Below are 25581 nucleotides of genomic sequence, written 5' to 3' on the forward strand. Positions count from 1 at the left end.
ATTCTATACGCAAAAACTCAAAGCAAGTTAAGGTTAACATAATAAAATCGTTTTAGCTCTATTAATTCAGAATTATTTTAAACTGGCTTTAATTGCTGATTTTACACGCTATAGCAACGCATATTAGTGTTAAAAAGGCGATTAAAGTGTCCGTTTAATCGCCAAGAGATGTTAAATAGTTACTTCACTTGCCAATCAATAATTGATTCAGCTTTGATAGGTACTACATGATCGTCGCCCAACGAGTAGCTTGCAGGTACGGTCCAAGGCTGCTTAACTAAGGTGACGGTATCAGCATTCCGAGCTAATCCATAGAAATCAGGGCCATAATGGCTGGCAAATCCTTCTAATTTATCTAATGCCCCAGCGTCTTCAAACGCTTCAGCATACAGCTCTAGTGCAGCATGAGCGGTGTACGCACCGGCACAACCACAGGCAGCTTCTTTTTTATCTTTATAGTGCGGTGCAGAATCGGTGCCTAAAAAGAACTTTTTGCTACCACTTGTCGCCGCTTCAATGAGTGCGTGTTGATGAGTATTACGCTTTAATATCGGTAGGCAGTAATAATGAGGGCGAATGCCACCAGCCAACATATGATTACGATTATAAAGCAAATGATGGGCGGTGATCGTTGCTGCGACATTATCAGACGCTTTATTAACAAACTCAACGGCATCTTTGGTGGTGATGTGTTCAAGGACAATCTTTAAATCAGGAAAATCGTTTACCACATCCACTAAAATAGTTTCTAAAAAGACTTTTTCACGATCAAATATGTCAATTGATGAGTCGGTTACTTCGCCATGGATCAGTAATAACATACCTACTTCTTGCATGGCTTTTAGTACTGGGTAAATCTTCTTAATTGAGGTTACACCCGAATCAGAATTGGTCGTTGCACCGGCAGGGTAAACTTTAGCGGCAACTATTTTACCAGTAGCATGGGCTTTCTTAATTTCATCTGCGCTCGTGTTATCCGTTAGATAAAGCACCATCAGTGGTTCAAAGTTACCTTGTGGCCCAGCAGCCATGATCCTCTCACGATAAGCCAACGCGGTTTCAGTGCAAGTAGCCGGAGGAACTAAGTTTGGCATAATAATCGCGCGCCCCATATAACGGCTAATATCCCGAACTGTATCTTTTAATTGATTTCCATCACGTAAATGAACATGCCAGTCGTCTGGGCGAGTGATAGTTAACGTTGCTTGAGTATTTGAGGCTTGATTTGTCATTACTTGTTTCCACGGCTGAATTTAATTGATCATATGCATATGGCCTAGCTGAGTAAAGATTTTATTGCGGTTTTTACTGTTGAGCATTCTCAATGCATCGCTGCATCAGTAGCTTGGCGTGCGCTTGCGTTTACAGCTAAGCATCTAACATTTTTAATTTTTCTTTGTTTGTAAGTTAACAATCCGTTAATCTGGATATATATTAATGACAAATATACGGTATATTCACGCGTGTCATATGCAGAATAAAATAGATTTATCTTCAGCTCTTGATGTTAAAACCGAACAACTGAGTATTATTAATCAGTTTTCATCAAGCTTATTGCAACTAGATAAACTCGATGAATTGTTCAACTATGTCACCACTGAAGTAGTTAAACGTTTAGGCTTTGTTGATTGCGTTATTTATATCGCTGATAGCAGTGGCACTGTGTTGCATGAAGTAGCATCAATGGGTGTATCCCATGCGAACAGTGACTATGCAATAGAACAAAAAACCATTGCTTTTAATCAAGGTATAACAGGCTATGTTGCCTCAACGGGTCGAGCTGTGATCATCGGCGATGTAAGCACTGATAGCCGCTATATTGCAGATGTGCGCCCTGCTATGTCTGAACTGTGCGTCCCATTAGTATACAAACAACACGTTTTAGGTGTTATCGATTGTGAGCACCCAGTTCGTAACTACTTTAGCGATGCTCACCTGGAAATTTTGACGACGGTAGCGCATTTACTCAGCGCAAAAATAAATCAGGTCAACACTGTTGAAAATTTACAGCAAACGGTGAGTCAATTAAATAACGCGCAAAAGCTGGAGGGCACCTTATTACAAATCGCTAATTTAACGTATCAAGCCAGTGATTTAGATGCTTTTTTAGAATCATTGCACACTATTATGACCAACTTACTACGTGCTGATAATTTTTTGGTCGGTTTATACAATAAAAATATAGATATCCTTGATATTGTTTATATTGTTGAAGAGGGTGTACGCTCGAATGCCCATAAAAAAATCTCCAAAGAACAACTAAAAAATACCGCCTCTTATTATTTGCTAAATTTAGAGCAATCACTGCTTTTAAATAAGCAAGAATACCAACAACATATTGCAGCTGGTCACTTTAAAATGGTGGGTCGCCAATCTGAATCTTGGCTGGGTGTGCCATTTAGAGTGAGTGACCATATGAGTGGCGTAATTGTGGTACAAAGTTACGATAAAACACATCATTACAACGATCATGACCGTGCCCTACTCACCTACGTTAGTCGTCAAATTAGCATGGCGATTGACCGACAATTGTCTCGCCAAGCACTTGAGCACCGTGCTTTACATGACGAGTTAACAGGCCTTGCAAATCGCTCATTACTGATTGACCGGATAAAACACGGTATCTTACGACTCACTCGTACTCCTAAAGGTTGCTATCATGCCCTGTTGTATTTAGATTTTGACCGTTTTAAAAGCATCAACGACTCTTTAGGCCATGAAGTGGGCGATCACTTTTTAATTGCTATATGTAAATCAATTCAAGGCACAATCCGTAATACAGATACATTTGCACGACTTGGTGGCGACGAGTTTGCCATTTTTATGGAGAATATTACCCATAAAAACCAAGTTAACGATGCCCTAAAACGAATTAAAAATGCGCTTGAAGCACCACTCAATATCGATGGCCATTTATTACAAGCATCGACTAGTATTGGCGTGGCATTTTGTGAAAACGAAAACGATAAAGCCTATCAACTGTTGCAGCATGCTGACGCCGCAATGTACGAAGCTAAATCAACAGGCCGTGGACAAGTAAAGTTTTTTAACAATACTATGCGTAAAAAACTAAAAAGCCATGCTGACATCGAAAATGATTTACAACATGGTATTGAGCACGATGAGTTTGAGCTTTATTTTCAACCTATTTTTGGTATCCAAAATTGTGAAGTGGTCGGTTTTGAAGCCCTCGTACGCTGGCATCACCCGAGTAAAGGCTTTGTAGCGCCGAATGACTTTATTCCAGTTGCAGAAAGCACTGGGCAAATTATTAATCTTGATTTGCATTTGTTAGAACTTGCCGCAAAACAAATAGCAGCTTGGCAACAACAAGGTAAACGATTTTTACGGATCACGGTCAATGTCTCATCCAGACACTTTGCAAGTATTGATTTTATCTCGCAGATCCACGCTATTTACAATAAATATGCTCTCGAATTAGGCTCGTTATGCTTGGAGATCACAGAATCAGGTTTAATCGAAAATTTAGAGTTGGCGACCAAGATAATTGAAGGTTTAGCGCCATTAAAAGTAAAATTGTGTTTAGATGATTTTGGTACAGGCTACTCTTCTTTAGGTTACTTACACCAACTCCCCATTCATGTGTTAAAAATTGATAAAAGCTTTATTGATCACCTAAAAGATAAAGCAACGCCTTTGGTTGATGCGATTTTATCACTCGCTTCATCACTTAAATTAGACGTGGTTGCAGAAGGAATTGAAACCCAAGAGCAATTAAGTATCTTGCAGCAAACGCAATGTGATTTTGGCCAAGGTTTCTTAAAAGCCAAACCAATGCCGGCAGCGCAAGCTATTCTTCTGATTGATCAACCACTTTAACGTTTACATAAAAAAGCCCTGCGGTGCAGGGCCTTAAACTAGCGTTAAGCTTTACCTTTAGCAACTAACCAACTAACCAGTGTGCCATCAGGGCAATAACCGGTAGCGTGATCAAGGTTCTGAGAATGAATATTATGAACAACTCAAAAATATTCACTGGAATTTTACTGCCCAATAATAGCGCGCCAACTTCAGACATATAAATCAACTGAGTTACACTCATTGCAGCAATGATAAATCGCGTTACATCACTTTCAATAGTGCCCGCAGCTAAAATTGAGGGAATAAACATATCGGCAAAGCCAACCATAATTGTTTGCGCAGCGGCTTCAGCTTCAGGGATTTGTAATAACTCTAAAAATGGAATGAAAGGTTTGCCTAAGTAAGCAAATATTGGCGTATATTCAGCAATAACTAATGCAAACGTGCCCACTGCCATCACAATTGGTAATACCGCAAACACCATATCTAATGCGTTGTGAATACCTTCTTTCAAGGTACCTGCAAAGCCCGGAGAATGTTTAGCTTTATTAAGTGCTACATGCAAAGCATGAGTGAGTATGTTTTTGCCATGCGGCACACGCTCTTTATGAGGATCAGGTTCGCTGCCATCAATATACACATCTTTTTTAAAGCTCAATGGCGGAATACGCGGCACAATCAAGGCAGCAACAACACCAGCTAAGCACACCGTTAAATAAAACGGGGCAAATAACTTTTCCAGTCCTACTTGCCCTAATACCACTAAACAAAACGTAATTGAAACGGCAGAAAAAGTAGTACCAATAATCGCTGCTTCACGCTGGGTATAGTGCTTTTCTTCGTACTGGCGTGCAGTCATTAAAATACCCACGCTGCCATCACCTAACCATGATGTAGCACAATCAACGGCACTTCGCCCTGGTACACCAAACAGCGGACGCATCACTTTTGTTAAAAATGTTCCCACTAATTCAAGTAAACCAAAATTCAGCAGTAAAGGCAGTAACAGACCCGCTAAAATAAACACTGAAAATAACACTGGCAGTAAATCTTTTAATACTAAGCCACCAGTATTTTCTGAAGTAATACCGGTAAAAATAGGCTGTAGCGACGCAGGGAGTGCAGAGGTTATATCCGGGTTATTAAAACTTAAAACGGTCAGAATAATAAACGCCATACCAAATAAGCGGATCACAACCCATAGCCAGTGCACATCAAATAGGTGCTTTAAAATAGCGGATTTCATTAATAGCGCTGGTTTAAATAGTTTCATCACTAAAGACAAAACACCTGTGGTACAAATAATAACGGTGATCAACAAATCAATATAGGATGCAACCGCTGCTTTTACGGCTTTAGCCATAACAGCAATAGGAATAGTCATTGCTCCATCCATTGGTACTGGAGTCATGAACAAGAATACGCCGATCAGTGACGGAATGATAAAAGTTAACCATACCTTTAAGTCAAACTGCTCAGCAGAGGAAGTGAGATTAGACATTGTTTTCAACCTGTAGAAACCACAAAAAGAGCAAAAGCTCTTTTTGTGGTGTTATTATTATTTATTATTAAATTTTAATACCGCGTTGACGCAAAGCATTTTCCAGTGCTTGTTGTAAATCATTCATTGTACCCGGTTCTAAGGTTGTGCCCTCATCATCCATCCAGGTCAAGCTCGTACTGCCATCTTTGGTACGGCTGACTAATATTTGATATTGACCGTCTTCAATTGGCAGTTCAGCTAAATCTTCACCCCAAATTGAATCCCATACACTTGATTCTGGTTTATTGTAATCAGCAGTGATCAAACCACGTTCTTGGTCAATTTCAACAATCGTAAACGATAAACGCTCTAAGAATCCTGAGAAGCGGTCAAAAATTACAAAGTAATCCTGCTCAGTCACTAAGGCCGCATTACCTTTATTATCAAAGCCCATTTCCAATGAAATAATGCCTTGTTGTTTACGTATTTCAACTTCAAGTTGACGATAGCGATAATCAAATTCAGCAACAACTTGGTTTAGTGCACGCACTTCTAACTGCTGTTGTAAAACAGGTGTCAGAGGCACATCTTTACTGTCGTATTCAGCTAACTTAGCACTTAACGAAGCTGTTCGCTGATGCGATTTTTCTTCAATAGAAAAAATAAAGCGTTGCTGAGAAATCTCATCTTCACTATCCCATAACCAACCCTCTTCTGGTTTGATGATGGCATACCAATCAGTTTCTATCGAACCTAGTAACTTATCTTGTTTGACTGGTTTAGTTTGATGTTCAGCTAACACAGCTTGAACTGAGTCCCAAATAAATTCATCTAAATCGGCAATACCATCGTTTTTATCAAAATAAACACGAGCTTGCTTATCACCTTCTTCAACCCAACTGCCTTTCGCAACCGTTAGTACTTGCGCTGGCGGACGGTAGTTCGTTGAATCAGGATTATTATTATACTCAGCCACTTCCATCTTATAGATAGGATCTTGTGCTGGCTGCGCCAATTGCCCAGGCACTTGTACCGGCTCACCGGCACGGTAATTACGTTTATGATGTGCTTCGTCAGTAAACACACCACATCCAGACAAGCTAACCAACACGCTTACAGCAAGCGCTTTTGGGATCCAATACTGCACAGATAATTCTCCTTAGCATACCCTTAATTGTTTTAACAAATATATGAGTGGGTTATGCCGATTTGGTTCAGTGTAAAGTCAATATTAACTTTACGTATCTTGTTTTTATGCAAAACCCGTTATTTTGGGGCGCGGCTTAACAGTGATGCTAGCCAGTCGATATGCAAAATTTTAACTATGGTACTTTCCCATGCCACTAAAAACAAGAAACACCGTGCTTTAATAACAGCTTAATTAGCTTGCTCTGTAGTTTAGCGATTGTTTTGTGTTAAACTTCGCCGCCGTGTGGTAGTAATTGCCGGCTTAGTTCACTCTGAATGTTATTAATAATATAACCTAGGTACTTGAATTCATGACTACTTTTTCAAATCATCAGATCGTTTTAACTGCTATTGGCGATGATCGCCCCGGTATTGTCAGTGAATTAACCCAATTGGTCAGTGATTGTCACTGCAATATAATTGATAGCCGTATTGCCATCTTAGGCAATGAATTTACCTTTATTATGTTGCTATCGGGCGATATGTCAGCAATTAGCCGCATTGAGCACACCTTGCCTCTCAAAGGTATGGAACTGGGTTTACTTACTATGATGAAACGTACAGCCAGTCATACTCAAAGTGAATTTTGTGCTGGTTACACCCTTGAATACACAGGCATCGACACCCCAGGCACGTTAAGTAAAGTTACCCGCTTTTTTGCCGACAAACATATCAGTATCTGTTCTTTAAAATCAGACACCTATGACGAAGATGCAGACACCAAAATGCGCTGTGAACTGGAGTTTAACATTCCAGTAGAGGTTGACATAGACAGCTTTAAAGTCCAATTTGAAGACCTTTCACGTACTCTTAATGTCGATTATATATTTCGACGCATTCGCTAAGGAGCAAAGCATGAACACCATTAATCCATTACAAGCTGGCGATAAAGCCCCCGCTTTTAGTTTACAAAACCAAGATGGCGAAACCATTGTCCTTGCTGATCTTTTAAAACAACAACAAGTTTTAGTCTACTTTTACCCTAAAGCCTCTACCCCTGGTTGCACAGTGCAAGCTGAAAACCTCCGCGACGAAAAAGACGTATTAGCTCAGCTTAATACGCGTGTAGTTGGTATCAGCCCTGATCCAGTAAAAAAATTAAAGAACTTTGAAACAAAAAAAGATCTTAACTTTGACCTGCTTTCAGACGAAGACCACGCCATAGCTGAAGCATTTGGGGTATGGGGCCACAAAAAGTTTATGGGAAAAGAGTACGACGGAATTCATCGTTTGAGTTTTCTAATCGGCCAAGACGGCACAATTAAGCACTTTTTCGATAAATTCAAAACCAAAGATCATCACCAAGTGGTTTTGGATTATTTGACTAAAGATTAAGCTGTAAACTGTAAACTGTAAACTGTAAACTGTAAAAACATACAAAAGCGTTGCCACTGGGCAACGCTTTTTTGTTAGCTGTATAAAAAATAACATCCGTCAATTTGTCTCAATTGGCATTCACAGAACCTAATGGACGCAGGACTCGTGATATTAAGTCACGCTATTATGAATCTATTTATAACCTGAACGTGCCATATCTATCTGTAGTCTCTGGACTTCACCTTATATAACCTTACACTTTTACAAAACTAGCATTTCTAAAATATTGTTGGGCCAAATTCACAATATTGTTACATGTCTGTTTTGGCAACCAAATATCTATCGCATGACCGCTTTGAGTAAATAAGCTAATACAACTATCAGCAATTTGAACTTTTGTAATATCTGATTTAATAACCACTTTCGATGAAAAGCCATAGCAACGAGATAGTATGGTTGTATTAACTATAACCCTCTCCCCATCTTCTATTAATGCTTTGTGGGAACTAGATAAGTTCACTCTATGTTCTATAAACCAAATAACTATGAAAGCTATAATTATATAAATATACATTGATTCGATTATCATACTCCTTGAAAGCGCTAATGAGCCTTTAAAATAACCCGTTTTTAATTTATTTTTATTGATGCATCAACCATAGCCGAGTTCCTATTTTGATTCAATCGGTTACTTCTATTTCAAATGAAATATAAAAAAGATTTACTGTTGTTTCAATTGGCATTTTGGAAGGTATTACAGGTGTTTGAGTGGCTTATTTAAGGAAAAAGGGCTTTTTCCTTAAATAGTGCATCGTTAATTACGGTTTTTCTATATTATTAACCCAACAAGTAAGTTTAAATTTTTACACACGCAAAAATCACATTGCCAGATTTTTCAGCCCATGGGGTTATTCTTTCGTAGTCATGTTCAAACACATTTACTTCAAAATAAGGTTTTAAGAGTTCTTTTAGCTGGATAATACTAACAGCGACCATTGGGTGCTCGTCGTGCCATATGAATGACTCGTCTGCTGTTGCTTTATTTATACTGAGCTTTAATGACTGCTTTTCGCCACTGCCGCTGTAATGCCAACCAGAGCGAAATGTGAATACGCTATTTTCACTTTCAGCGTTATGTTCAACAAATGAGCTGTTATCTATGTGGTTTTTATCAACGACATTAAAGCAAAATACACCACCAGCTTTTAATGCTTTGTGCACGCTCGCAATGCAGTCTGATAATTTAGCAATACCATCGCAGTAATGGATTGAATACAAGAAGCAGGTAATTAAATCTAGTTGCTTAGGGACCACAAACTCGCTCATATTTTGCAGCGAAAATTGTGCTTCTGGGCAACGAATGGCCGCTCTATCTAGCATAGGTTGATTTATGTCCAGCCCACTACATTGATAACCATAATCGATAAAATGACGTACATGTGGGCCTGTTCCGCACGCTAAATCAAGGTGCGTATTTGTGTTATTCCCGAAAATTTGGTGAAGTCTGCGAATACAATTACTTTGCGCTTGATAATCTATATCTGCGCACATTAAGTCATAATAATCAGAAAGGTCGGTGTATAGCGCGTTCGCGGACATATTAGGCCTAATCATTTGTAGGAGGGTACGTTAAGGCGCGCATAATAAACTAATTATCACCATTAACGAAGCTGATTGAACGAAAAGAGATTTGTTGGGTTTCGTTTCACTTAACCCAACGTTTATTGTAAACATTAACTTAAAGCTTACCGCCCGCGGCTTTAGTTTATCCCTAAATACTTATGGACTTGCACTGATAAGCGCCAGTTTTTCTCGATACACGTTTCAATTGCCAGCTTAGTTGCAGATACTTTTTGGCTAATTGGTTGTAGGTAAACAAGTTTAGGGCTTACACCTGTTTTAGCGAACAACGCTTCAAGCTCCTCAACGTGTTTTTGCATGGCGATTGGGTGCTTGATCTCATCAGCACGTTGCATGGCAGAAGTAAGTACTTCGTAACCACCGCGCATATTGATTTTTGGCGATACCGTGACCCAAGTTTGCGCTGGCGCTAAAATTTCAAAGGTGCCACTGGTTTCTATTTGCGTGGTGTAGCCATTGGCATGGAGTAGTTCACAAACAGGGTTTAAATCGTACATGCAAGGCTCACCACCGGTGATCACCACATGCTTTGCGCGATAAGCACGGTCAACAAACAAGTTAAGCACTTGCTCTGCGGATGCGTCAGCCCAATGATCTGAATCTGCCTTTTTTTCTACCGTGTCATCCAGTGATACTTTATACACATCATCCACTTCCCACGTTTGCTTTGTATCACACCAAGCACAGCCTACTGGGCAGCCTTGTAAACGTAAAAATATTGAAGGCGTGCCGGTAAAGCTCGCTTCGCCTTGAATGGTTTCAAATATTTCATTAATTTTGTACAAAAGTATCTCACTTACTACTTGGCATTAATTATGAGCATCATTCATTATGTGCATCAAGAAAGCCGATTTGAAAAATCAAAAATCGCGGTCAAAAATTGTTATTTATGCTCCAGCCGTGTAGTATATCGCGCCCTGATATAAACCTCTATTAAAACTAAGAGCAAAACAGTTATGACGCAAAAAGTAGTTGTGATTTATTCCGGCGGTATGGACTCATTTACCGTATTAAATAAAGCCCTGCAACAAGGCCATGAAGTGTATGCCCTGTCATTTGACTATGGTCAGCGTCATGTAAAAGAGCTTAAAGTTGCAGCGAGTGTCTGTGGAAAGCTCGGTGTATCACATAAAATCGTTGATATTTCTGCGATCAATCAATTGATCGGTGGCTCATCATTAACCGATGATATTGATGTGCCTGAAGGCCATTACGAAGCTGAAAATATGAAAAGCACAATCGTGCCTAATCGCAATATGATTTTACTATCATTGGCGGTAGGTTATGCGGTTTCACTCAAAGCTAGCCAAGTTTATTACGGCGCACATTCTGGTGATCATGCTATTTACCCTGATTGTCGCCCTGAGTTCGTTCAAAAAATGGATGATGTTTGCCGTATTGCGAATTACGATGCAGTGGAAATTTTCAGCCCATATTTAAATGATACGAAAATTGATATCTTAACTGATGGTATCAAAATGGGCTTAGATTATAGCCAAACTTGGACCTGTTATAACGGCCGTGAAAAAGCCTGTGGTAAGTGTGGTGCTTGCCAAGAACGCTTGGAAGCGTTTAGCCTGAATAACATAACCGACCCTATCGAATACGAATAAACACTAAAAAGGCTATCATCTCGATAGCCTTTTTTGTTACTACTGCTGATCACAGGCCATTCACAACCAACGTTTTACCTGTAATTTATAATCACTATAGACTTTGCCAAATATCTTCTGTAGCTCCCGCTCTTCGGGAATAATTTGAAACCAGGTTAAATAACCAATAAAGGCAATTACGCACAACAGCGCCCACAATGATGCTAACCACACACCCCAGGCTGCAAGTATAAAAGCAAAACCTACATACATCGGGTTACGGGAGATTTTATAGATACCAGTTGTCACTAACTCTGACGCTTGCTCTGGTTTTCTTGGATTAACGGTTGTGTTTGCTAAGCGAAAACTAACCACCCCAGCGATACAAAATACACAGCCTGTAGAGAGTAAAATGATCGCGGCATAAAAAATAAAAGCGGTAAAATCAATTACGCTATAGTGAGCAATAACTGCCATAACGATAGCAAAAAACAGTACCACTATAATCGGAGGGATTTTATTATTTAGCATACTAACTCACTGTCATTGTTGTATTTAATTTTTTATAAACACATATTAAGATGATCTTATTAAACACTCATCACACTGTATCACTAATGAATATTTTGCCAAGCCTAATATTGAGACAAATAAAGTTACAATTGTCAGCTTCATCAATCAGGTATTTTGGTTATACTTTAATCATTAACTGAAATGGATAAGGGAATAAAATGTCTGGAACAACGATGGTAGTGATGATCGTATTTATCTCTGTTGGGTTTGGGGTAATGTACGATATGTATAAAAAACATTTAGAATTCAAGCACCGCACTCTCACTGACAATAAAGAATCAAATAACCAAATTGCGGCAGTAACAGCAGAAATGTTGGCACTAAAAGAGCGAGTACAAACGCTAGAAGCCATCGTTACTGATCAGAGTTACAGTGTAAAACAAGAGATCAATAAGCTGTAAATAGCAATCTCTTCATAATGCTTGTAAATAATCTGTATATAGGTGCGCATTTTCAGGCTTTTCAATGCCGTGAGCGGCTAAAAAACCGCTTATCGCTTGCCCACAACCTTGTGGTGCACGGCTACTATCAATCTCAAAATTTAGCTGCGAAGCATGTTGCTTGCCAAGTGCACATAATTGCAAAGCCTGTTGCGAACGCAACACAATACTCAATGTCCCAATTTGCTCAGCGCAGATTTTTTTACTAAAACGGGCATAGCCTGCATACTTAAACTGCTCACTCACGTAGTCATTGCTGTTCGCTATCAACGCGCTCATTAAAGCATGTAAAAAAGTATTTTCAGATGCATCAGCGGCTAAAAAAGTCACTGTTTTTTCGTTAAACTCGCTTAACTGGCAATCAAGGCAATTGAGCCGCAATGTATAAAGCATCTGCTCATCCGTTATTTTTTGTTGTGCAATTAAAGTAATTGAGGCTTGCGCAAATGAACATCTAGCAAGCTTTTTTTTGATGCTTTGCGGCTGATTATCAGCAACTTTAGTTAATTGCGGGTTTTGTGCTAATAAAGGTAAATCATGGTGGTTATTAAACGGCGTGCTGCTACCGTGCTCACTTTCGAGTTGAAATAGTTCTCTCACCTCGTGTTCACGGGCTATTTTTAGCGCTAAAAAAGCGGTTTGTATCAATTCTGAGGTGGGTAAGTTTTCTTCCACAAACCAGCGCCGACCAAATAATAACTTTTTTGCCTTGGTGCTACGGTAATTATCTGGACTAAGAATGGCCACTTGTAAATAAATTTGCTCATTCTGCTTTGCAGCGAGCACTCGAAAGTGAGTTGAAAACTCAATATTATCAAGCGTTTTGTTCACGCTTTCAAGGGTATGTTGATAACGTAAAAAATGTTGCGGTACTACCCAGCTTGCGTTACTCAATTGCACGATGGGTGCATAAGCGATTGGCTGCTCACAATTATATAGCAGTTCATTATGAGTATATTTGACTGCTGCAAAGTGGTTGTTTTTATTTGACATAACTAAACCAAGTAAACTCGCTAACGCGAAGCACTGAAGATGAGTTATTTACGCTGGAACGCTAGTCGATAGATCACAGTGCTGCGTTTAATTTATCACTATTTTTTGATAATCATCGAGTACTTGCTGAAAATAGCCACGGTCTTTATTTAACATTCGCGTGTAATGGGCTAGCAATTGATGAAGATATCGCTGCGCCTGTGTATGTTGCCAGATTTCAGAACCGGTAGCAGTTAATGGTTGTTGGCTATTAAAATTTACTTGAATCACTTCGTAAAAGCGGTTGTTTTCTTGCACCAACTGCTCTTTGATAAGACCTAAACCTAACGACTGTAAACCTTGTCGTAAGGCATAGGTATGATGCACTGGACACACAATAAAACTGAGTTGTTCACGAAGCTTTACTGGGCAATTAGCGATGATCTGTTGTACTAACCTAAGCAGTAATTCTCCGCCGACTCCGGCGATAATAATCAGCTGCTTAGCAGATGATGACAGCTCAATGGTGGCTACGTCTTGACACAGTACTTGCCATTGGCAAGCTGCTGCTTGCTGGTCACTAAAGCGTATGAGCGTGTTTTTAAGTTCATCCATTAACGCAGGCACTATATCGACAAAATTTATTTGCGTGGCAGCACCACGCTTCAGAAGTGCCATACCAAGCTGACCATGATCACAACAACAATCCCAAATGACATCATACGGCGCGTTGATCAAACTATCGATGGTGCTAAGACGACTACTTAGCTTCATTTAACATGCATCTTGAGCCGTTTTATAGATCAATGCTTTTAAACTTCTATCACTGTCTATCTCAATAAAACCAGCTGTTGGCGCTAGACGTTCTACAAATTCAATCGCACCTTGGGTATGCTCAGCAATCAATGCTTTAAATGCGGCTTCACTTAACTCAGGGCTATTTGCACACAACAATAGCTGGGTATTGTCGTTGAGCAATTCAGGTAAGCGGCGCAGTACCTTTTGATAATCTTTAGTTAATATGAAACTACCCTTTTGAAAACTTGGCGGATCAACAATAATGACATCAAATGGCGCAGCTTTTTTAAGCTTACCAAACGACTTTAAAATATCGTGCGGTAAAAAGCTCACACCACGGTCAAAACCATTTAGTTGATGATTTTGTTTACCGGTGCGCAGTACCCCTTTATTCATATCCATATTGATCACGCTATCTGCACCGCCATGCAGCGCAGCAACCGAAAAACCACAAGTATATGAAAACAAATTCAATACTTTAGCGTGTTTGCTATGAGCTTGAACAAACTCTCGGCCACGGCGCATATCAGGGAATATACCGGTATTTTGACGGCTCATTAAATCAACTAAAAACTGACACTGCCCTTCATTTACTACATGAGGACTAGGCAATTGACCATATAGCAAAGTATTTTCTGTTTGCAGCCCTGCACGCTGTTGAAAAACCAACGAGGTAACAGTATCAACGGCATGTGTTTGTGACCATTCCCACAGTAACTGACTAAGCTGCTGTAATTCACTCGCGGGAATTTCCTCATAACAGACAACAAATAAGCACGGTGGATAAAAGTCGATATTTAAATGACTTAACTGCTCAACACTGTGGCCACGGCCATGAAACACACGACAAAGTTCATTGTCTGCTAAGGGCGCACTTTCAAGTGCATTAATAAGGGGCGTAAATTTATGCATTTTTAATTAACTGTTGTTGTAATTCATGGATCTCATCGCGTACTGAGGCGGCTTTTTCAAACTCTAAATCACTCGCATACGCATGCATTTTGGTTTCGAGCTGTTTAATTTGCACTGCAATCTCTTTGGCACTCAACACTTGCTTAGATTCTTTACGGATCAGCTGTAAATTGTCTTGCGGCCCAGCACGTTCGCCCACATCCATAATGTCGGTGATCTTTTTCAGTAACGCTTGTGGCTCAAGACCATTCTTAATATTGTAAGCATGTTGAATATCGCGACGACGCTGAGTTTCATCAATCGCTTTGGCCATCGATTTAGTCACGCGGTCACCGTATAAAATAGCCCTGCCATTTAAGTGGCGAGCAGCACGACCAATGGTTTGAATGAGTGCACGGGCCGAGCGTAAAAAACCTTCTTTATCCGCATCAAGTATGGCAACCAAAGATACTTCAGGCATATCTAAACCTTCTCGCAGTAAGTTAATACCTACTAACACATCAAACACCCCAGCACGGAAATCCCGTATAATTTCAACCCGCTCAACGGTATCGATGTCTGAGTGCAAGTAACGTACTTTCACATCATGCTCAGATAGATAGTCGGTTAAATCTTCAGCCATGCGTTTGGTCAATGTGGTTACCAATACACGTTCATCTAGCTCCACGCGCTTATAAATTTCAGACAATAAATCATCTACTTGCGTGGCTACTGGGCGTACTTCAATTTGTGGGTCGAGCAGCCCCGTTGGACGAATAACTTGCTCAGCAATGTCGTCACCACAACGCTCCAATTCAAAATCGCCTGGCGTTGCTGATACATAGATTGTTTGCGGTGCAATTGCTTCAAACTCTTCAAAGCGCAACGGCCGATTGTCCATCGCTGATGGCATACGAAAGCCATATTCAACAAGGTTTTCTTTACGACTACGGTCGCCTTTATACATAGCACCAATTTGCGATACGGTTACGTGAGATTCATCAATAATCATTAATGCATCATCAGGTAAATAATCAAGCAAGGTTGGCGGCGGATCGCCCGGAGTACGGCCAGACAAATAACGGCTGTAGTTTTCTATGCCTGAGCAATAACCAAGCTCGGTCATCATTTCAATATCGTATTGCGTTCGCTGTGCAACGCGTTGCTCTTCAACTAATTTATTAGCGCTGAGTAACTGCGCACGGCGATCTTTTAATTCTGCTTTGATATGCTCAACCGCATCAAGAATTTTATCTCTGGGAGTCACATAGTGAGTTTTCGGATAGATAGTTGCCCGCACTATGTGTTTTTCAACCGCGCCTGTTAGAGGATCAAAAATACTCAGGCGTTCGATTTCATCGTCAAACATTTCCACTCGTACTGCAAACGTGTCTGACTCTGCAGGAAAGATATCCACCACTTCACCGCGCACACGGTAAGTACCACGGCTAAAATCAATGTCATTACGGGTGTATTGGATCTCAGCTAAGCGGCGCAGCATATCGCGTTGGTCAATTTTTTCGCCAACTTTTAGCAACAACATCATTTTCATGTATGACTTTGGATCACCCAAACCATAAATAGCTGACACGGATGCCACAATAATTGTGTCTCTGCGCTCTAACAATGCTTTAGTTGCGCTTAAGCGCATCTGCTCTATGTGCTCATTGATTGAGGCATCTTTTTCAATAAAGGTATCGCTGGCTACAACATACGCTTCTGGCTGATAGTAATCATAATACGAGACAAAATATTCCACTGCGTTGTGCGGGAAAAACTCTTTCATCTCGCCGTAAAGCTGTGCTGCAAGGGTTTTATTGTGCGCCATGATGATCGTTGGGCGATTCAAATCATTGATAATATTTGCCATGGTAAACGTTTTACCTGTGCCAGTAGCACCGAGTAAAGTTTGATGAGCAAGCCCGGCTTCTAATCCCTCACATAGCTGTGCAATCGCGGTGGGTTGATCCCCAGCGGGTTTAAATTTAGACACCAGTTGAAAATGGTCGCTCATGCTTGGCACTCCTGTACAGCTTGGTTACTGATCATATTCAGTTCTTTCATAAACCATTTATAAGCCACCATAGCAGTAAATAAATTACCCAAGGCAGCGCCAATCAGTAAGCCAGGTAAACCAGCGTATAAATTACCAATGTAGGCAAATGGTACATAAAAAATAAATAGTCGGATCACACTTAGAATTAACGCGTTCATAGGTTTATGTAAGGCATTAAACGATGAGTTAGTTAAAATAATCACGCCTTGTAAACCGTAACTCAAAGGTAAGGTAAATATAAATAAGGTGATCACATCAATGACCAATTGTTCTTTACCAAACAGCTGGCTGATCACACCTGACAATGCAATCAGCAGTAAATAAATAACAAACTGCCAAATCATCACAAACTTTAATGTAGTTGTATACGCGTCTTTAACACGGCAAAGTTTACCTGCACCGAAATTTTGGCTAATAAACGGCGGTAATGTCATCGATAACGCTAATACCACAAGACTGGCAATTGATTCAATTCGACTGCCCACACCAAACGCCGCCACCGCTTCAGGACCATGATACGCAACCATGGCAGTCATGACCGCCATAGCAACCGGCGTTAGCATATTTGCACCTGCCGCAGGTAAACCTATTTTTAATATTTTACGAATAGAACTTAATGGTGTTTGGCTATTTGCTTTTAAGCTTAATAAGCCTTTTTTAACTGCTAATAAATATAAAATAATAATCACCGCAACCGCCCACGCAATAACGCTGGCAATTGCTGCGCCTTGAATACCCAGCGCAGGAATAGGCCCAAAGCCAAAAATTAATATCGGATCGAGCACAGCATTAATAAGCCCTGCCCCACCCATCACTATGCTGGGTGTTGTAGTGTCACCACTGGCACGCAATACAGAATTTCCCACCATCGGCGTTATTAAAAAAACACTGCCTAAAAACCACACGCTCATGTAATCGTGGATCAACGGTAAAACAGCATCCCCTGCGCCTAGTAATTTAAAAATGGGAGCGATAAGTAGATACCCAAATAAAGATAAACACACCACCATTACTACAGCAATTAATAATGCCATACTGGCGTCAAAGCGTGCCTCTTCAATATTATTACTGCCAAGCGCTTTAGCAATTACCGCAGAGGTGCCAATGCCCAAACCAATTGCAAGGCTTATCACGGTAAAAGTAACGGGAAAGGTAAAGCTAACCGCGGCCAAGGGTTCAGTGCCGAGCAAACTAATAAAAAATGTATCGACAATATTAAACATCATTAAAGTGATCATCCCAAAAATCATCGGGATCGTCATTTTCTTCAGTGTTGGCACGATGGGATCGTTTAATAAATCGGGAGCTGTGTTAGTCTGCAAAGTTACGCGCATGGGAATAAATAAACCTCTTTTATTAAGCGTGCTATTTTAAAGCATCGAGGCTTTGCAAGCCACGCATTTATCAAGTGATTATAAATTGCTGATAAAAACACCTAAAAAAGAATAGAAAACTGTTCTTTTTAGGTGCTTAGTGACAATTTCACTTCGAACCTCTACTAAAAACAATAAAAATACATTTTTATAACCTTTATCACAAAAACATCGCGGCTGGCGCTGCATTTTTACACAAAATTTGCGTTAATCGAATCGTCACGAATAAATTTACTTATCAACCGCGCTCCTTTCAGCTTAAATTTACAAGTTGTTGTTTTAAAATAAGATAAAAAAACTGTTTTAAATGCTTGATATCCTCACAGCACCCTAAAAACATGGCTCTGCCAACGTTCTTAAAGTTTCATGAACAGAGTTATCCACAGAAACCGTGGATAACTCTTGCAAAGCCACGTTAATAAAGGCCTACAAAGGGGCGACTTAAACACCCTAGTATCAATGTTGGCAAATACTAACTTTAGATAATTTGACTCAAACATGTAGCCGCCGACCTAAACTGATAATTAACACGGGTTAAAATGATAAACCTTTTTTTATCATATACGCCGCGCGGGGCTAGGCGATAAAAGGCGGACAATAAAAAAGCAGCTTTCGCTGCTTTTTTATTCGGTGGTGGTCTTTGCTAACTTGAGAAGTGCAGAGATAGGTTGTGATAGGTCTTCACCTGTCTCATATTGCCTGTCTATGAGCTCCTCAGCACCTCTAATCAACTCAATGAACTCACCGTGAGGGTTATTAGTAAAGTGCTTTAAATGGGACGTACGGCTCGCTAGCTTACGATTACGTACTAAATCTACAATCTCCTTTGGCACACCTTCTTGACTTAATAAACTGCATAACTCTGATAACGATTCATCAGTAATTTTTTGCAAATGCCTCTCGGGTATTTTTACCATAGCCTCTAACATATAGAAACGATAAGAAAAAACGCCTAAAGCGACAATGCCGCAAAGCAACAACAATACAATAAGAACATCCATACTAACTTACCTTTCAACTCGCCTCGGGATAGCAACGCTAGTGCAAGAAACAAAAGATTTGCGTTAATCCCTATGCTGTAAACATCCCAAAGTAACCAACTATCGTCACTGTATTCATTTGGCCTACCACTAAGATTCAATCCCATAATGTTGCGATCAATAAACATTAAAGTGTTTAAAAATGCGTTTATGGCCATAGTAATAAACACCAGTTTAACCAGTTCGTTAAACATTACACCGAATAACCAATGAAAACCTATTACCGCAAAAGCCTGAAAAAGCGAGAAGACTGCCCATACTAAGTACCAATAGTAAATTTGGTCATCAATAACTAACAGGCTTAATACATTGCTATGCAGGTAATCACCTAATGCCAATCCAGCAGACATAACTCCCGCTGAAATAGCAATAGAATAACTTTTTGGTTTCCGATAGAACGCCAATACAAACGCAACTATAAAAGCGATTAACTCAAGTTTATTGAATGAATAACTTAAAATCACACCAATAGTTGGCAGCTCCATTATTGAGGTTTTTTATCTTTGACTGGATGCCCACCGCCGCCATTCATCAGTTTTTGTTCTGACTCTAGGACTGCGGCAAAATCCATCTTCGGATCCAAAGCTGTTTTTTGCTGTAGTTTATTGTTCTGGTTTAGTTCTTTTAGATTAGATAGATTGATTGAATTATCTATTTTCATATTTAAACTCCTTTATTATTAAATACGCGCGCAAAATCTACACCAGCGTTTCTATTTTTACAACAACCTCGCAAATTTACACTTCAATTTCAGTAAAAGGTAGTAGAGGTGCTGAACCAACAATTCTGCCATTCTCTACGTATACCGCGCCTGTTTGAACGCTATCACCTAGTACAATGCTTTGGCTGCTGTCGCTGTATTCGACTAGCGTTGTGCCGTTTGTGTTAACTGTGACTATTGTTGCTATGGTGCGCTGGGTTTTATCAAGTACTGAGCCTAGTCGATTTAGTGTGTTAGACATTGCTGATCACCTGTATTGTTTGGCTAACTGTAATAGCGCCTTGGTCGCTGATACTGGCGTTAATTGTCATGCTGTCGCAGGTGGCTTTAAATACTGAATCTGTGTAAGTGATACCAACTAACATACCTGGGCGAATTGGTGGTAAGTCGTCTAAAAGCTTGGTTCTGATCGTTGTATTTTGCTTGTTACCGCTGTTAGCCAGCTCACACGTTCCGCGCTGGCGAGCAGCTTGGTTGTGGGTGATTAGTGTGTCTACGACATCATTGGCAAACTGATCGCCAAGTGTACCCGCACGTTTGATTTTACACGCTACGCCTTGCTGTTCACCTCGCACAAATACCGCGTTATGCTCTTGGTTGATGGTTTGGCTAGTGCTGTGCTCAAGTATGATTGAATCGTTAAGGATCACATCACATATTGCATTGGCTGTGTCCCATGGCATAACGGGCCATGCTGGTACTACTGAGACAGTTTTAGTTGCGTCGTTAATATCGAGTATTGCGCCAACTGATTTAGCCACACTTAACAGTGCCGCAGCTGGGGTTAAATTCGTATAAGTAAATGCGCCTGTTGGGATTGGATAATCAATCATTTTATTATCGAGTGACCAACCCGTATTAACGAGTATGTCAGACATGATCCCCGCTAATGTTTTAGCGGTTGGATTAGCGTAGTTTGTAGCCCTTGCGTAAGGGTTAGATAGTAACGCAAAACGACTGCGACAACTTGCGCTATAGCTAGCATTTGCAAAACGGTTGCTAGTGCTTGGCTGCTCACAAATGACATAAAAGTCATAGCCATTTAGCGAGATTTTAAGCTCGTGGCCCAGAGCGCGCTCAAAGTCGATGCGTGAGCAAAATTTAATATTAGCTGTTGCGCTAAATTGGCCGCGAGATACAGAGTAATTAACGCTGTTGATTAGTATTTTTAAATCATCTGAAACACGCACACAATTAATGGTTGGCTGCATGATGTATGTATTCCTAATTTGGGGTTCTATGGGGATTTTACGATCAATGGTTGGTACGTCATCATCACCGCGCACTAAGCCGCCCGGTAAGCCCCAATAGCAAACTTTGTCGGGGTTGTTAAAGCGCATGACTAAGCGGCCATTGTGTACCGCTGCTGGCTCTGTGAACTCTAAATTGACATAGCCTTTAAACGGATGGTTACGCCAATAACAAATGTATTCTTTATCAGTTTCACCGTAGTGTATTACCAGCTCACTTGACTCTAAAAGTGGCTTTACATGCCAATGTAGTTCGCGAGCTGTTTTGAGTAATTCAGAGCTATTCCAAAGCGCTTTAAGCTCAGTTTGCTCAAAATCTAACTGAGTTAACCAGTTAAAATCCTTTTCGTTATATTCAATTGCTGTGATGATTTTATAAGGCATTTGAATAACGTTTGATACATAGCCGCTGTTGCCCCATGTAACGCTATTTTGTGCTGTGATTAATGCAATGGTTTGCCAGTCAAAACTAAATGCGATAGGGACTAATTTAGCGTTGCTAAAAGCAGTTTCAAACTCGGTTTTAACTGACTCTGTTTGCCATGCTAACGCTTTGCCTTGCGTGATTAATGGCGGGTTTAACCAGCTTAAATCCAACTCGATACCAATATTCGCTTGCAAAAACGGTAACGTTGGATCAACTGGCCCAGTGTCATCACCAAAGCGCATAATCAGTGGTGATGTATTTATTACATGCGGTTTAGTAAATCGCATCACCAACGCGGTATCATTGCCAATGACATCCATGTCATTTTGATTGCTTAGTTGTAGCGGCGATTTATTAACCTGATATGGATTAATAAAACGTAGTTCAATCATGCTACTGGCGGCTCGTATGGTAATGGATTGTTTGGATCGAAGCTAATTAGATCAACTGCAATTGGTTGCACATTATCTATAATAGCTGCGTTAAACTCATTGTTATCATCAAGCATCACACACATAAGAGTGCTTTCTGATGAATAAGAAACAGGAAGAAAAACACCTAGGCTAGAACCATAAATTTTCCGATGGGATAGCATCTTCCCGTCTTTTCTATTAAATATTTGCAACCGTTCAGCTGCGCCATCTAAATTAAATTCTAAAAATGAAACCAAATTTATAGACGGTGATAAGTGTTTAATATTAGGATAATGCATCACCATTGCTCCAAGTTAATCCATACGCAACCGGTATGACTACTACCGCTCGGAATTAAATAATATTGGATATTATCAATAACTTTAATGACTGGCATCGGGTCAGAGTTGTAACCGGGACTATTTGCTAACATAGCTCCGGGCAGCAAACCTCTGCTGTAAGGAATAGTTTGATTTTGATAATTACTAGATACATCCAAATTGCCATCACCCATCAACAAATATATTGGAGAAAAAACAGTTATTGATGAAGCATCTGAGTGTCTACCAGCAACATAAAGCCTATCACCTAAACTAATTAGTGAAGCATCATACGGTGAATCAGATCCATCCAACGGATGAACAATAGTTAGGCGTTCTGTACTACTATCTGATATTTTGTAATGCAAAGTCGTTGTATAGCTAGTTTGTTGACTATTAATAGAACCGGATAAAGAAATAAATGTAGCTGGGTCATTTGGGTATAGTGAATTAAAATCCCCCATGAAAAATGAAGCGGCTGGTCGTGTTCCAGTATAATTAACATTATAAGCACCTTCACAAGTCAGAAATAAATAGAAAGCTTTACCTGTGCCTATTAAAAACCATTTACTGTTAAGATTTATACCAGTCGAATAACTATAAAATTCAAAATATGAACTCCTTCTCCCTCGGTTATCTCTATTAACATAATCCTGACACCCTTCAACTCTAATATTTTCACGCGCATTATCATTGTTTGCACTAAATACAGCGTATCCTCCGCTACCTACATTATTATCATTTCTTAATGTTAGTAAAGGCGGACTTGCTATTTCATCTTCAACACTCCAACCAAGCCCTGTTTTCGTACCATAACCTTCAACTAAGCATTTTTTTAATACATTCATATATTCGCTTGGTTTGCCATCAACTACTTGCGGCGCACCATCATCATCCCAGCGGTACATTGTTACTGGTAAAGTCATAATTTAATCCTTATTCCCACGAAAACTTAAAGTTGAATTGTCACGTACTATTTCAGAATGCCCGGGTGATACTGAGCGCGTAACTATGGTTGGTTTACTGGCGGCTAAGGTTTCAAACAAGAATGCTTCACCGGGGTTTAGTCCTGCACCAAATGCCTCTTTACGTAATATAAAATACGGTGCGCCTGCGAATGAATTAATCGGCGCGCAGTCGTTTAGCGTATCGCCGCTGTATATGCTGCCAACAAACTCGCCAATCACGTTGTACGCTGTGGTTGATGTAAACACGATGGCCCAGCGCTGCGCTATTGCACCAATATTTGTAAGCTCAATTGGGTATTGTGTTGTATTGATAGCGCTTGATGCACCCGCGCCAAAATCACCAAAATTGTTTTGCCACGCGGCTAATGTGCGCTCGTCTTTTGTTTGCGCTTGAAAGTCACCAAGCACTTGCACACTGCTAACCGTTGCGCCTGCGGGATAAGCGCGGTTTAACGGTGTTAGTAGGCTTAATGTGTTGCTGTCGATTGCGTCAATTAGCGCTAATTCTGATTGTATTGCAGTGATAATAAACGGCGGTGAAAATGCGCTTATTCCCGCGTTTATTGTGATGTCACCCGTTACTGCATCATAGCTGTAATTGTCATCAGTTACAGACCAGCAACTTGCACCGGTGCTGTCTACAATATCGATAAAATCAGCGTCAACTAAAACTGTAATTGTTTGGCCGCTTGCAAGCGTTGCAGCCGCTGTACGCTCACGGTTTTGCACACTAACAGGGTTAAACGTATGAAAAATTGCTACAGTGCCACCGCCCGGTAATTTTGATGTATCAAAACCGCCCTCTGGTGCGGGTACAGTCACTTGAGAAACTTCGTTGTAATCGTAACGAATTGAATCAGGACGAACATCAACCGTAAACGTTATATCAACGTAACCCGTTGCACTCACTTCACCAGTCGCATTCGTGCCACTTATAGCGCCGCTCAAATCACTTGATGCACTAAATGTTGTGCCATCCGTTGTTGTATAAGTGATATAAAGCGAGTCTCTTGCAAACGAGCTGTTAGGTAATTGCCATTGTTTAGAACGGGTTTTTCTATCACCTTTGATGATTGTAGCGCCCAAATTATCTTCAACAGAGCCGTTGAAGTCAGCGCCATCTATATCTGTAATTACACCAGTTTCATAGTCAATAGTTGCAAATACGTAGCCATTTGCAATAAAACGACCTTGCGCATCGGCTTTGTAAATAGACGTTTCACCTACTTTTTTAAGGCGACAATAACCGGGTAGAACACTCTCACCCGCTGCTAACGTAATTGTTGGGCTGCTAGTAAAAGAATGAAATCTAAAGTCGTCTTTACTAAAATAATTCAGGGTAAAATATTGGTCTTTTGTTACTGCTGAAAATCTAGGAAGCGTAACTGAAATAGTATTCCCAGTAATAGTTAGATCTGACTGCTTTAAATCAATAGTGACAACTTTATATACTTGACGTTCATAGGCTGCACCCCACGGTGGAAAATACAATTCGGTGGTTAACTTATAGCTTTGATAGCTAGCATTAAATACCGGGGACTCAATCAATAAATCAGGTACTTCAATGTTTATTTCTGTTATATCACCGTAACTAAGCACCCGAGTGCTTCTAAATCCAACTTCACTATCAGGGCTTAAATTTAATGCTTGAGTAATCGTTTGAATACTCGGTGTTAAAGAGCGACTTGCAGACTCGACTCGAAGCTCTTGCCCTTGCGCATCAACTGGCGCAGTTAATAAACTAGTACCGTGGTACTTGGTGCTAGCTAATGACAAATAAGGCAGCATTTCCGCCACTGTGTCTGTGTCTTTTAGGTTTTGAGCTTCAACTAGTAAAACATTGACTAATGGGTCATCAGGTTGGTCGCTTAGAAATATATGCGCGTCTTGCAGGCGGCTTGAATCGTCTGTGCTAAGCGCAGGATATAATTTAACGAGATCAAATGATGATCGGGCATGGTCAATGTCACTGATTGAACTAAACACATCGTTTAATTTACCGCTAACAATCGCGTTACTGGTGCGGTGGCCGCCTGCGTGTGGCTCGTTGCCAATACGCTGTGGTTTGAATATTTTTAAATCGGTTCTAAGCATCGTTTATTCCTAAGTTAAACCGTTTTTAAACGTAAATTAATGTTTTGAAAGTGTGCTGGGGCGGCATCTGCAAAATGCGTATGCGGCACGGCTTCTACGGCTTTTTGGCTGTGGTCCCACACCACATTAAACACAGTGCCGCGTATGGTTATTTCAAACGCTGTAAGGGTTGTTTGTGCATGCTCATGCAATGGTGTAAATA

At 40.3% G+C, this 25581-nt stretch carries 25 protein-coding genes and 1 pseudogene; 5 read left to right on the plus strand and 21 right to left on the minus strand.

The features are described 5' to 3' along the window. Positions 1–179: 179 nt before the first annotated feature. Positions 180–1232: a dihydroorotase gene (gene pyrC / locus V7783_RS11955; protein ID WP_335678891.1), complete on the minus strand. Its 1053-nt coding sequence runs from the start codon at positions 1230–1232 to the stop codon at positions 180–182. 238 nt (positions 1233–1470) lie between these two features. Here pyrC and V7783_RS11960 point away from each other — a divergent pair, with 238 nt between their 5' ends. Next, complete coding sequence (locus V7783_RS11960; protein WP_335678892.1) at positions 1471–3840, plus strand: EAL domain-containing protein; 2370 nt, start codon at positions 1471–1473, stop codon at positions 3838–3840. 64 nt (positions 3841–3904) lie between these two features. On the opposite strand, the gene V7783_RS11965 is transcribed toward V7783_RS11960, so the two are convergent. Beyond that, the gene (locus tag V7783_RS11965) at positions 3905–5323 is read right to left on the minus strand and encodes a YjiH family protein (RefSeq protein WP_335678893.1); all 1419 of its coding nucleotides are present in this window, start codon (positions 5321–5323) and stop codon (positions 3905–3907) included. A 67-nt stretch (positions 5324–5390) separates the two neighbouring features. Continuing rightward, complete coding sequence (gene bamC / locus V7783_RS11970; protein WP_335678894.1) at positions 5391–6452, minus strand: outer membrane protein assembly factor BamC; 1062 nt, start codon at positions 6450–6452, stop codon at positions 5391–5393. Positions 6453–6804: 352 nt separating this feature from the next. On the opposite strand from bamC, the gene V7783_RS11975 reads away from it, so the two are divergent. Together V7783_RS11975 and bcp are read left to right on the plus strand one after the other, a co-directional pair. Then, on the plus strand, positions 6805–7338 hold the full coding sequence (locus tag V7783_RS11975) for a glycine cleavage system protein R (protein ID WP_064668400.1): 534 nt from the start codon (positions 6805–6807) through the stop codon (positions 7336–7338). A gap of 10 nt (positions 7339–7348) precedes the next feature. Beyond that, positions 7349–7828, plus strand: coding sequence for a thioredoxin-dependent thiol peroxidase (gene bcp, locus V7783_RS11980; RefSeq protein ID WP_335678895.1), 480 nt, complete (start codon positions 7349–7351; stop codon positions 7826–7828). A 235-nt stretch (positions 7829–8063) separates the two neighbouring features. Here bcp and V7783_RS11985 read toward each other — a convergent pair whose 3' ends face one another. From V7783_RS11985 to queE, 3 genes are all read right to left on the minus strand, one after another. Beyond that, the gene (locus V7783_RS11985) at positions 8064–8330 is read right to left on the minus strand and encodes a hypothetical protein (RefSeq protein WP_335678896.1); all 267 of its coding nucleotides are present in this window, start codon (positions 8328–8330) and stop codon (positions 8064–8066) included. Between the two features lie 335 nt (positions 8331–8665). After that, the gene (locus V7783_RS11990) at positions 8666–9409 is read right to left on the minus strand and encodes a class I SAM-dependent DNA methyltransferase (RefSeq protein ID WP_335678897.1); all 744 of its coding nucleotides are present in this window, start codon (positions 9407–9409) and stop codon (positions 8666–8668) included. A 161-nt stretch (positions 9410–9570) separates the two neighbouring features. Then, positions 9571–10236 carry a 7-carboxy-7-deazaguanine synthase QueE gene (gene queE / locus V7783_RS11995; protein ID WP_335678898.1) on the minus strand — a complete coding sequence of 222 codons (666 nt, stop codon included), beginning with the start codon at positions 10234–10236 and terminating at the stop codon, positions 9571–9573. A 171-nt stretch (positions 10237–10407) separates the two neighbouring features. Here queE and queC point away from each other — a divergent pair, with 171 nt between their 5' ends. Then, on the plus strand, positions 10408–11064 hold the full coding sequence (queC, locus tag V7783_RS12000; RefSeq protein ID WP_335678899.1) for a 7-cyano-7-deazaguanine synthase QueC: 657 nt from the start codon (positions 10408–10410) through the stop codon (positions 11062–11064). Between the two features lie 60 nt (positions 11065–11124). On the opposite strand, the gene V7783_RS12005 is transcribed toward queC, so the two are convergent. Then, positions 11125–11574: a methyltransferase family protein gene (locus V7783_RS12005; protein WP_335678900.1), complete on the minus strand. Its 450-nt coding sequence runs from the start codon at positions 11572–11574 to the stop codon at positions 11125–11127. 200 nt (positions 11575–11774) lie between these two features. Between V7783_RS12005 and V7783_RS12010 the strand changes: the two genes are divergently transcribed. Beyond that, positions 11775–12017, plus strand: a complete 243-nt coding sequence (locus V7783_RS12010) for a hypothetical protein (RefSeq protein ID WP_064668407.1) — start codon at positions 11775–11777, stop codon at positions 12015–12017. A 12-nt stretch (positions 12018–12029) separates the two neighbouring features. On the opposite strand, the gene V7783_RS12015 is transcribed toward V7783_RS12010, so the two are convergent. The 14 genes and pseudogenes from V7783_RS12015 to V7783_RS12080 all read right to left on the minus strand — a co-directional run. Continuing rightward, positions 12030–13049 (minus strand): hypothetical protein, encoded by a 1020-nt coding sequence (locus V7783_RS12015; protein ID WP_335678901.1) that lies wholly within the window; start codon positions 13047–13049, stop codon positions 12030–12032. 87 nt (positions 13050–13136) lie between these two features. Then, positions 13137–13802: a tRNA (adenine(22)-N(1))-methyltransferase gene (locus V7783_RS12020; RefSeq protein WP_335678902.1), complete on the minus strand. Its 666-nt coding sequence runs from the start codon at positions 13800–13802 to the stop codon at positions 13137–13139. Further along, a complete protein-coding gene (locus V7783_RS12025; RefSeq protein ID WP_335678903.1) occupies positions 13803–14738 on the minus strand; it encodes a class I SAM-dependent methyltransferase in 936 nt (311 codons plus the stop codon). After that, on the minus strand, positions 14731–16731 hold the full coding sequence (gene uvrB / locus V7783_RS12030) for an excinuclease ABC subunit UvrB (RefSeq protein WP_335678904.1): 2001 nt from the start codon (positions 16729–16731) through the stop codon (positions 14731–14733). Before uvrB ends, V7783_RS12025 begins: the two co-directional genes overlap by 8 nt. After that, entirely contained in the window at positions 16728–18107 is a 1380-nt protein-coding gene (locus V7783_RS12035) for an MATE family efflux transporter (RefSeq protein WP_335678905.1), read from the minus strand. Before V7783_RS12035 ends, uvrB begins: the two co-directional genes overlap by 4 nt. Before the next feature lie 662 nt (positions 18108–18769). Further along, a complete protein-coding gene (locus V7783_RS12040; protein WP_335678906.1) occupies positions 18770–19039 on the minus strand; it encodes a hypothetical protein in 270 nt (89 codons plus the stop codon). A 59-nt stretch (positions 19040–19098) separates the two neighbouring features. After that, entirely contained in the window at positions 19099–19671 is a 573-nt protein-coding gene (locus V7783_RS12045; RefSeq protein ID WP_335678907.1) for a hypothetical protein, read from the minus strand. Further along, a complete protein-coding gene (locus tag V7783_RS12050) occupies positions 19671–19847 on the minus strand; it encodes a hypothetical protein (protein ID WP_335678908.1) in 177 nt (58 codons plus the stop codon). The genes V7783_RS12045 and V7783_RS12050 overlap by 1 nt, the downstream gene beginning before the upstream one ends. Positions 19848–19923: 76 nt before the next feature. Continuing rightward, on the minus strand, positions 19924–20148 hold the full coding sequence (locus V7783_RS12055; protein WP_335678909.1) for a hypothetical protein: 225 nt from the start codon (positions 20146–20148) through the stop codon (positions 19924–19926). Then, positions 20141–21976: a hypothetical protein gene (locus tag V7783_RS12060; RefSeq protein WP_335678910.1), complete on the minus strand. Its 1836-nt coding sequence runs from the start codon at positions 21974–21976 to the stop codon at positions 20141–20143. The genes V7783_RS12055 and V7783_RS12060 overlap by 8 nt, the downstream gene beginning before the upstream one ends. Further along, a complete protein-coding gene (locus V7783_RS12065; RefSeq protein WP_335678911.1) occupies positions 21973–22296 on the minus strand; it encodes a hypothetical protein in 324 nt (107 codons plus the stop codon). Before V7783_RS12065 ends, V7783_RS12060 begins: the two co-directional genes overlap by 4 nt. Next, on the minus strand, positions 22296–23243 hold the full coding sequence (locus V7783_RS12070; protein ID WP_335678912.1) for a hypothetical protein: 948 nt from the start codon (positions 23241–23243) through the stop codon (positions 22296–22298). Before V7783_RS12070 ends, V7783_RS12065 begins: the two co-directional genes overlap by 1 nt. A 3-nt stretch (positions 23244–23246) precedes the next feature. Next, a complete protein-coding gene (locus V7783_RS12075; RefSeq protein ID WP_335678913.1) occupies positions 23247–25379 on the minus strand; it encodes a hypothetical protein in 2133 nt (710 codons plus the stop codon). 14 nt (positions 25380–25393) lie between these two features. Then, positions 25394–25581, minus strand: a pseudogene (locus V7783_RS12080) (hypothetical protein); the annotation flags it as partial.

The sequence above is a fragment of the Pseudoalteromonas sp. genome, from assembly GCF_036960685.1.
Lineage (GTDB): Bacteria > Pseudomonadota > Gammaproteobacteria > Enterobacterales > Alteromonadaceae > Pseudoalteromonas.

Coding starts and splice junctions, on each gene's coding strand:
- pyrC (WP_335678891.1), bottom strand. CDS start 1,232: ATGACAAATCAAGCCTCAAATACTCAAGCAACGTTAACTATCACTCGC.
- V7783_RS11960 (WP_335678892.1), top strand. CDS start 1,471: ATGCAGAATAAAATAGATTTATCTTCAGCTCTTGATGTTAAAACCGAA.
- V7783_RS11965 (WP_335678893.1), bottom strand. CDS start 5,323: ATGTCTAATCTCACTTCCTCTGCTGAGCAGTTTGACTTAAAGGTATGG.
- V7783_RS11975 (WP_064668400.1), top strand. CDS start 6,805: ATGACTACTTTTTCAAATCATCAGATCGTTTTAACTGCTATTGGCGAT.
- bcp (WP_335678895.1), top strand. CDS start 7,349: ATGAACACCATTAATCCATTACAAGCTGGCGATAAAGCCCCCGCTTTT.
- V7783_RS11990 (WP_335678897.1), bottom strand. CDS start 9,409: ATGTCCGCGAACGCGCTATACACCGACCTTTCTGATTATTATGACTTA.
- queC (WP_335678899.1), top strand. CDS start 10,408: ATGACGCAAAAAGTAGTTGTGATTTATTCCGGCGGTATGGACTCATTT.
- V7783_RS12005 (WP_335678900.1), bottom strand. CDS start 11,574: ATGCTAAATAATAAAATCCCTCCGATTATAGTGGTACTGTTTTTTGCT.
- V7783_RS12010 (WP_064668407.1), top strand. CDS start 11,775: ATGTCTGGAACAACGATGGTAGTGATGATCGTATTTATCTCTGTTGGG.
- V7783_RS12015 (WP_335678901.1), bottom strand. CDS start 13,049: ATGTCAAATAAAAACAACCACTTTGCAGCAGTCAAATATACTCATAAT.
- V7783_RS12020 (WP_335678902.1), bottom strand. CDS start 13,802: ATGAAGCTAAGTAGTCGTCTTAGCACCATCGATAGTTTGATCAACGCG.
- V7783_RS12025 (WP_335678903.1), bottom strand. CDS start 14,738: ATGCATAAATTTACGCCCCTTATTAATGCACTTGAAAGTGCGCCCTTA.
- uvrB (WP_335678904.1), bottom strand. CDS start 16,731: ATGAGCGACCATTTTCAACTGGTGTCTAAATTTAAACCCGCTGGGGAT.
- V7783_RS12035 (WP_335678905.1), bottom strand. CDS start 18,107: ATGCGCGTAACTTTGCAGACTAACACAGCTCCCGATTTATTAAACGAT.
- V7783_RS12045 (WP_335678907.1), bottom strand. CDS start 19,671: ATGGAGCTGCCAACTATTGGTGTGATTTTAAGTTATTCATTCAATAAA.
- V7783_RS12050 (WP_335678908.1), bottom strand. CDS start 19,847: ATGAAAATAGATAATTCAATCAATCTATCTAATCTAAAAGAACTAAAC.
- V7783_RS12055 (WP_335678909.1), bottom strand. CDS start 20,148: ATGTCTAACACACTAAATCGACTAGGCTCAGTACTTGATAAAACCCAG.
- V7783_RS12060 (WP_335678910.1), bottom strand. CDS start 21,976: ATGATTGAACTACGTTTTATTAATCCATATCAGGTTAATAAATCGCCG.
- V7783_RS12065 (WP_335678911.1), bottom strand. CDS start 22,296: ATGCATTATCCTAATATTAAACACTTATCACCGTCTATAAATTTGGTT.
- V7783_RS12070 (WP_335678912.1), bottom strand. CDS start 23,243: ATGACTTTACCAGTAACAATGTACCGCTGGGATGATGATGGTGCGCCG.
- V7783_RS12075 (WP_335678913.1), bottom strand. CDS start 25,379: ATGCTTAGAACCGATTTAAAAATATTCAAACCACAGCGTATTGGCAAC.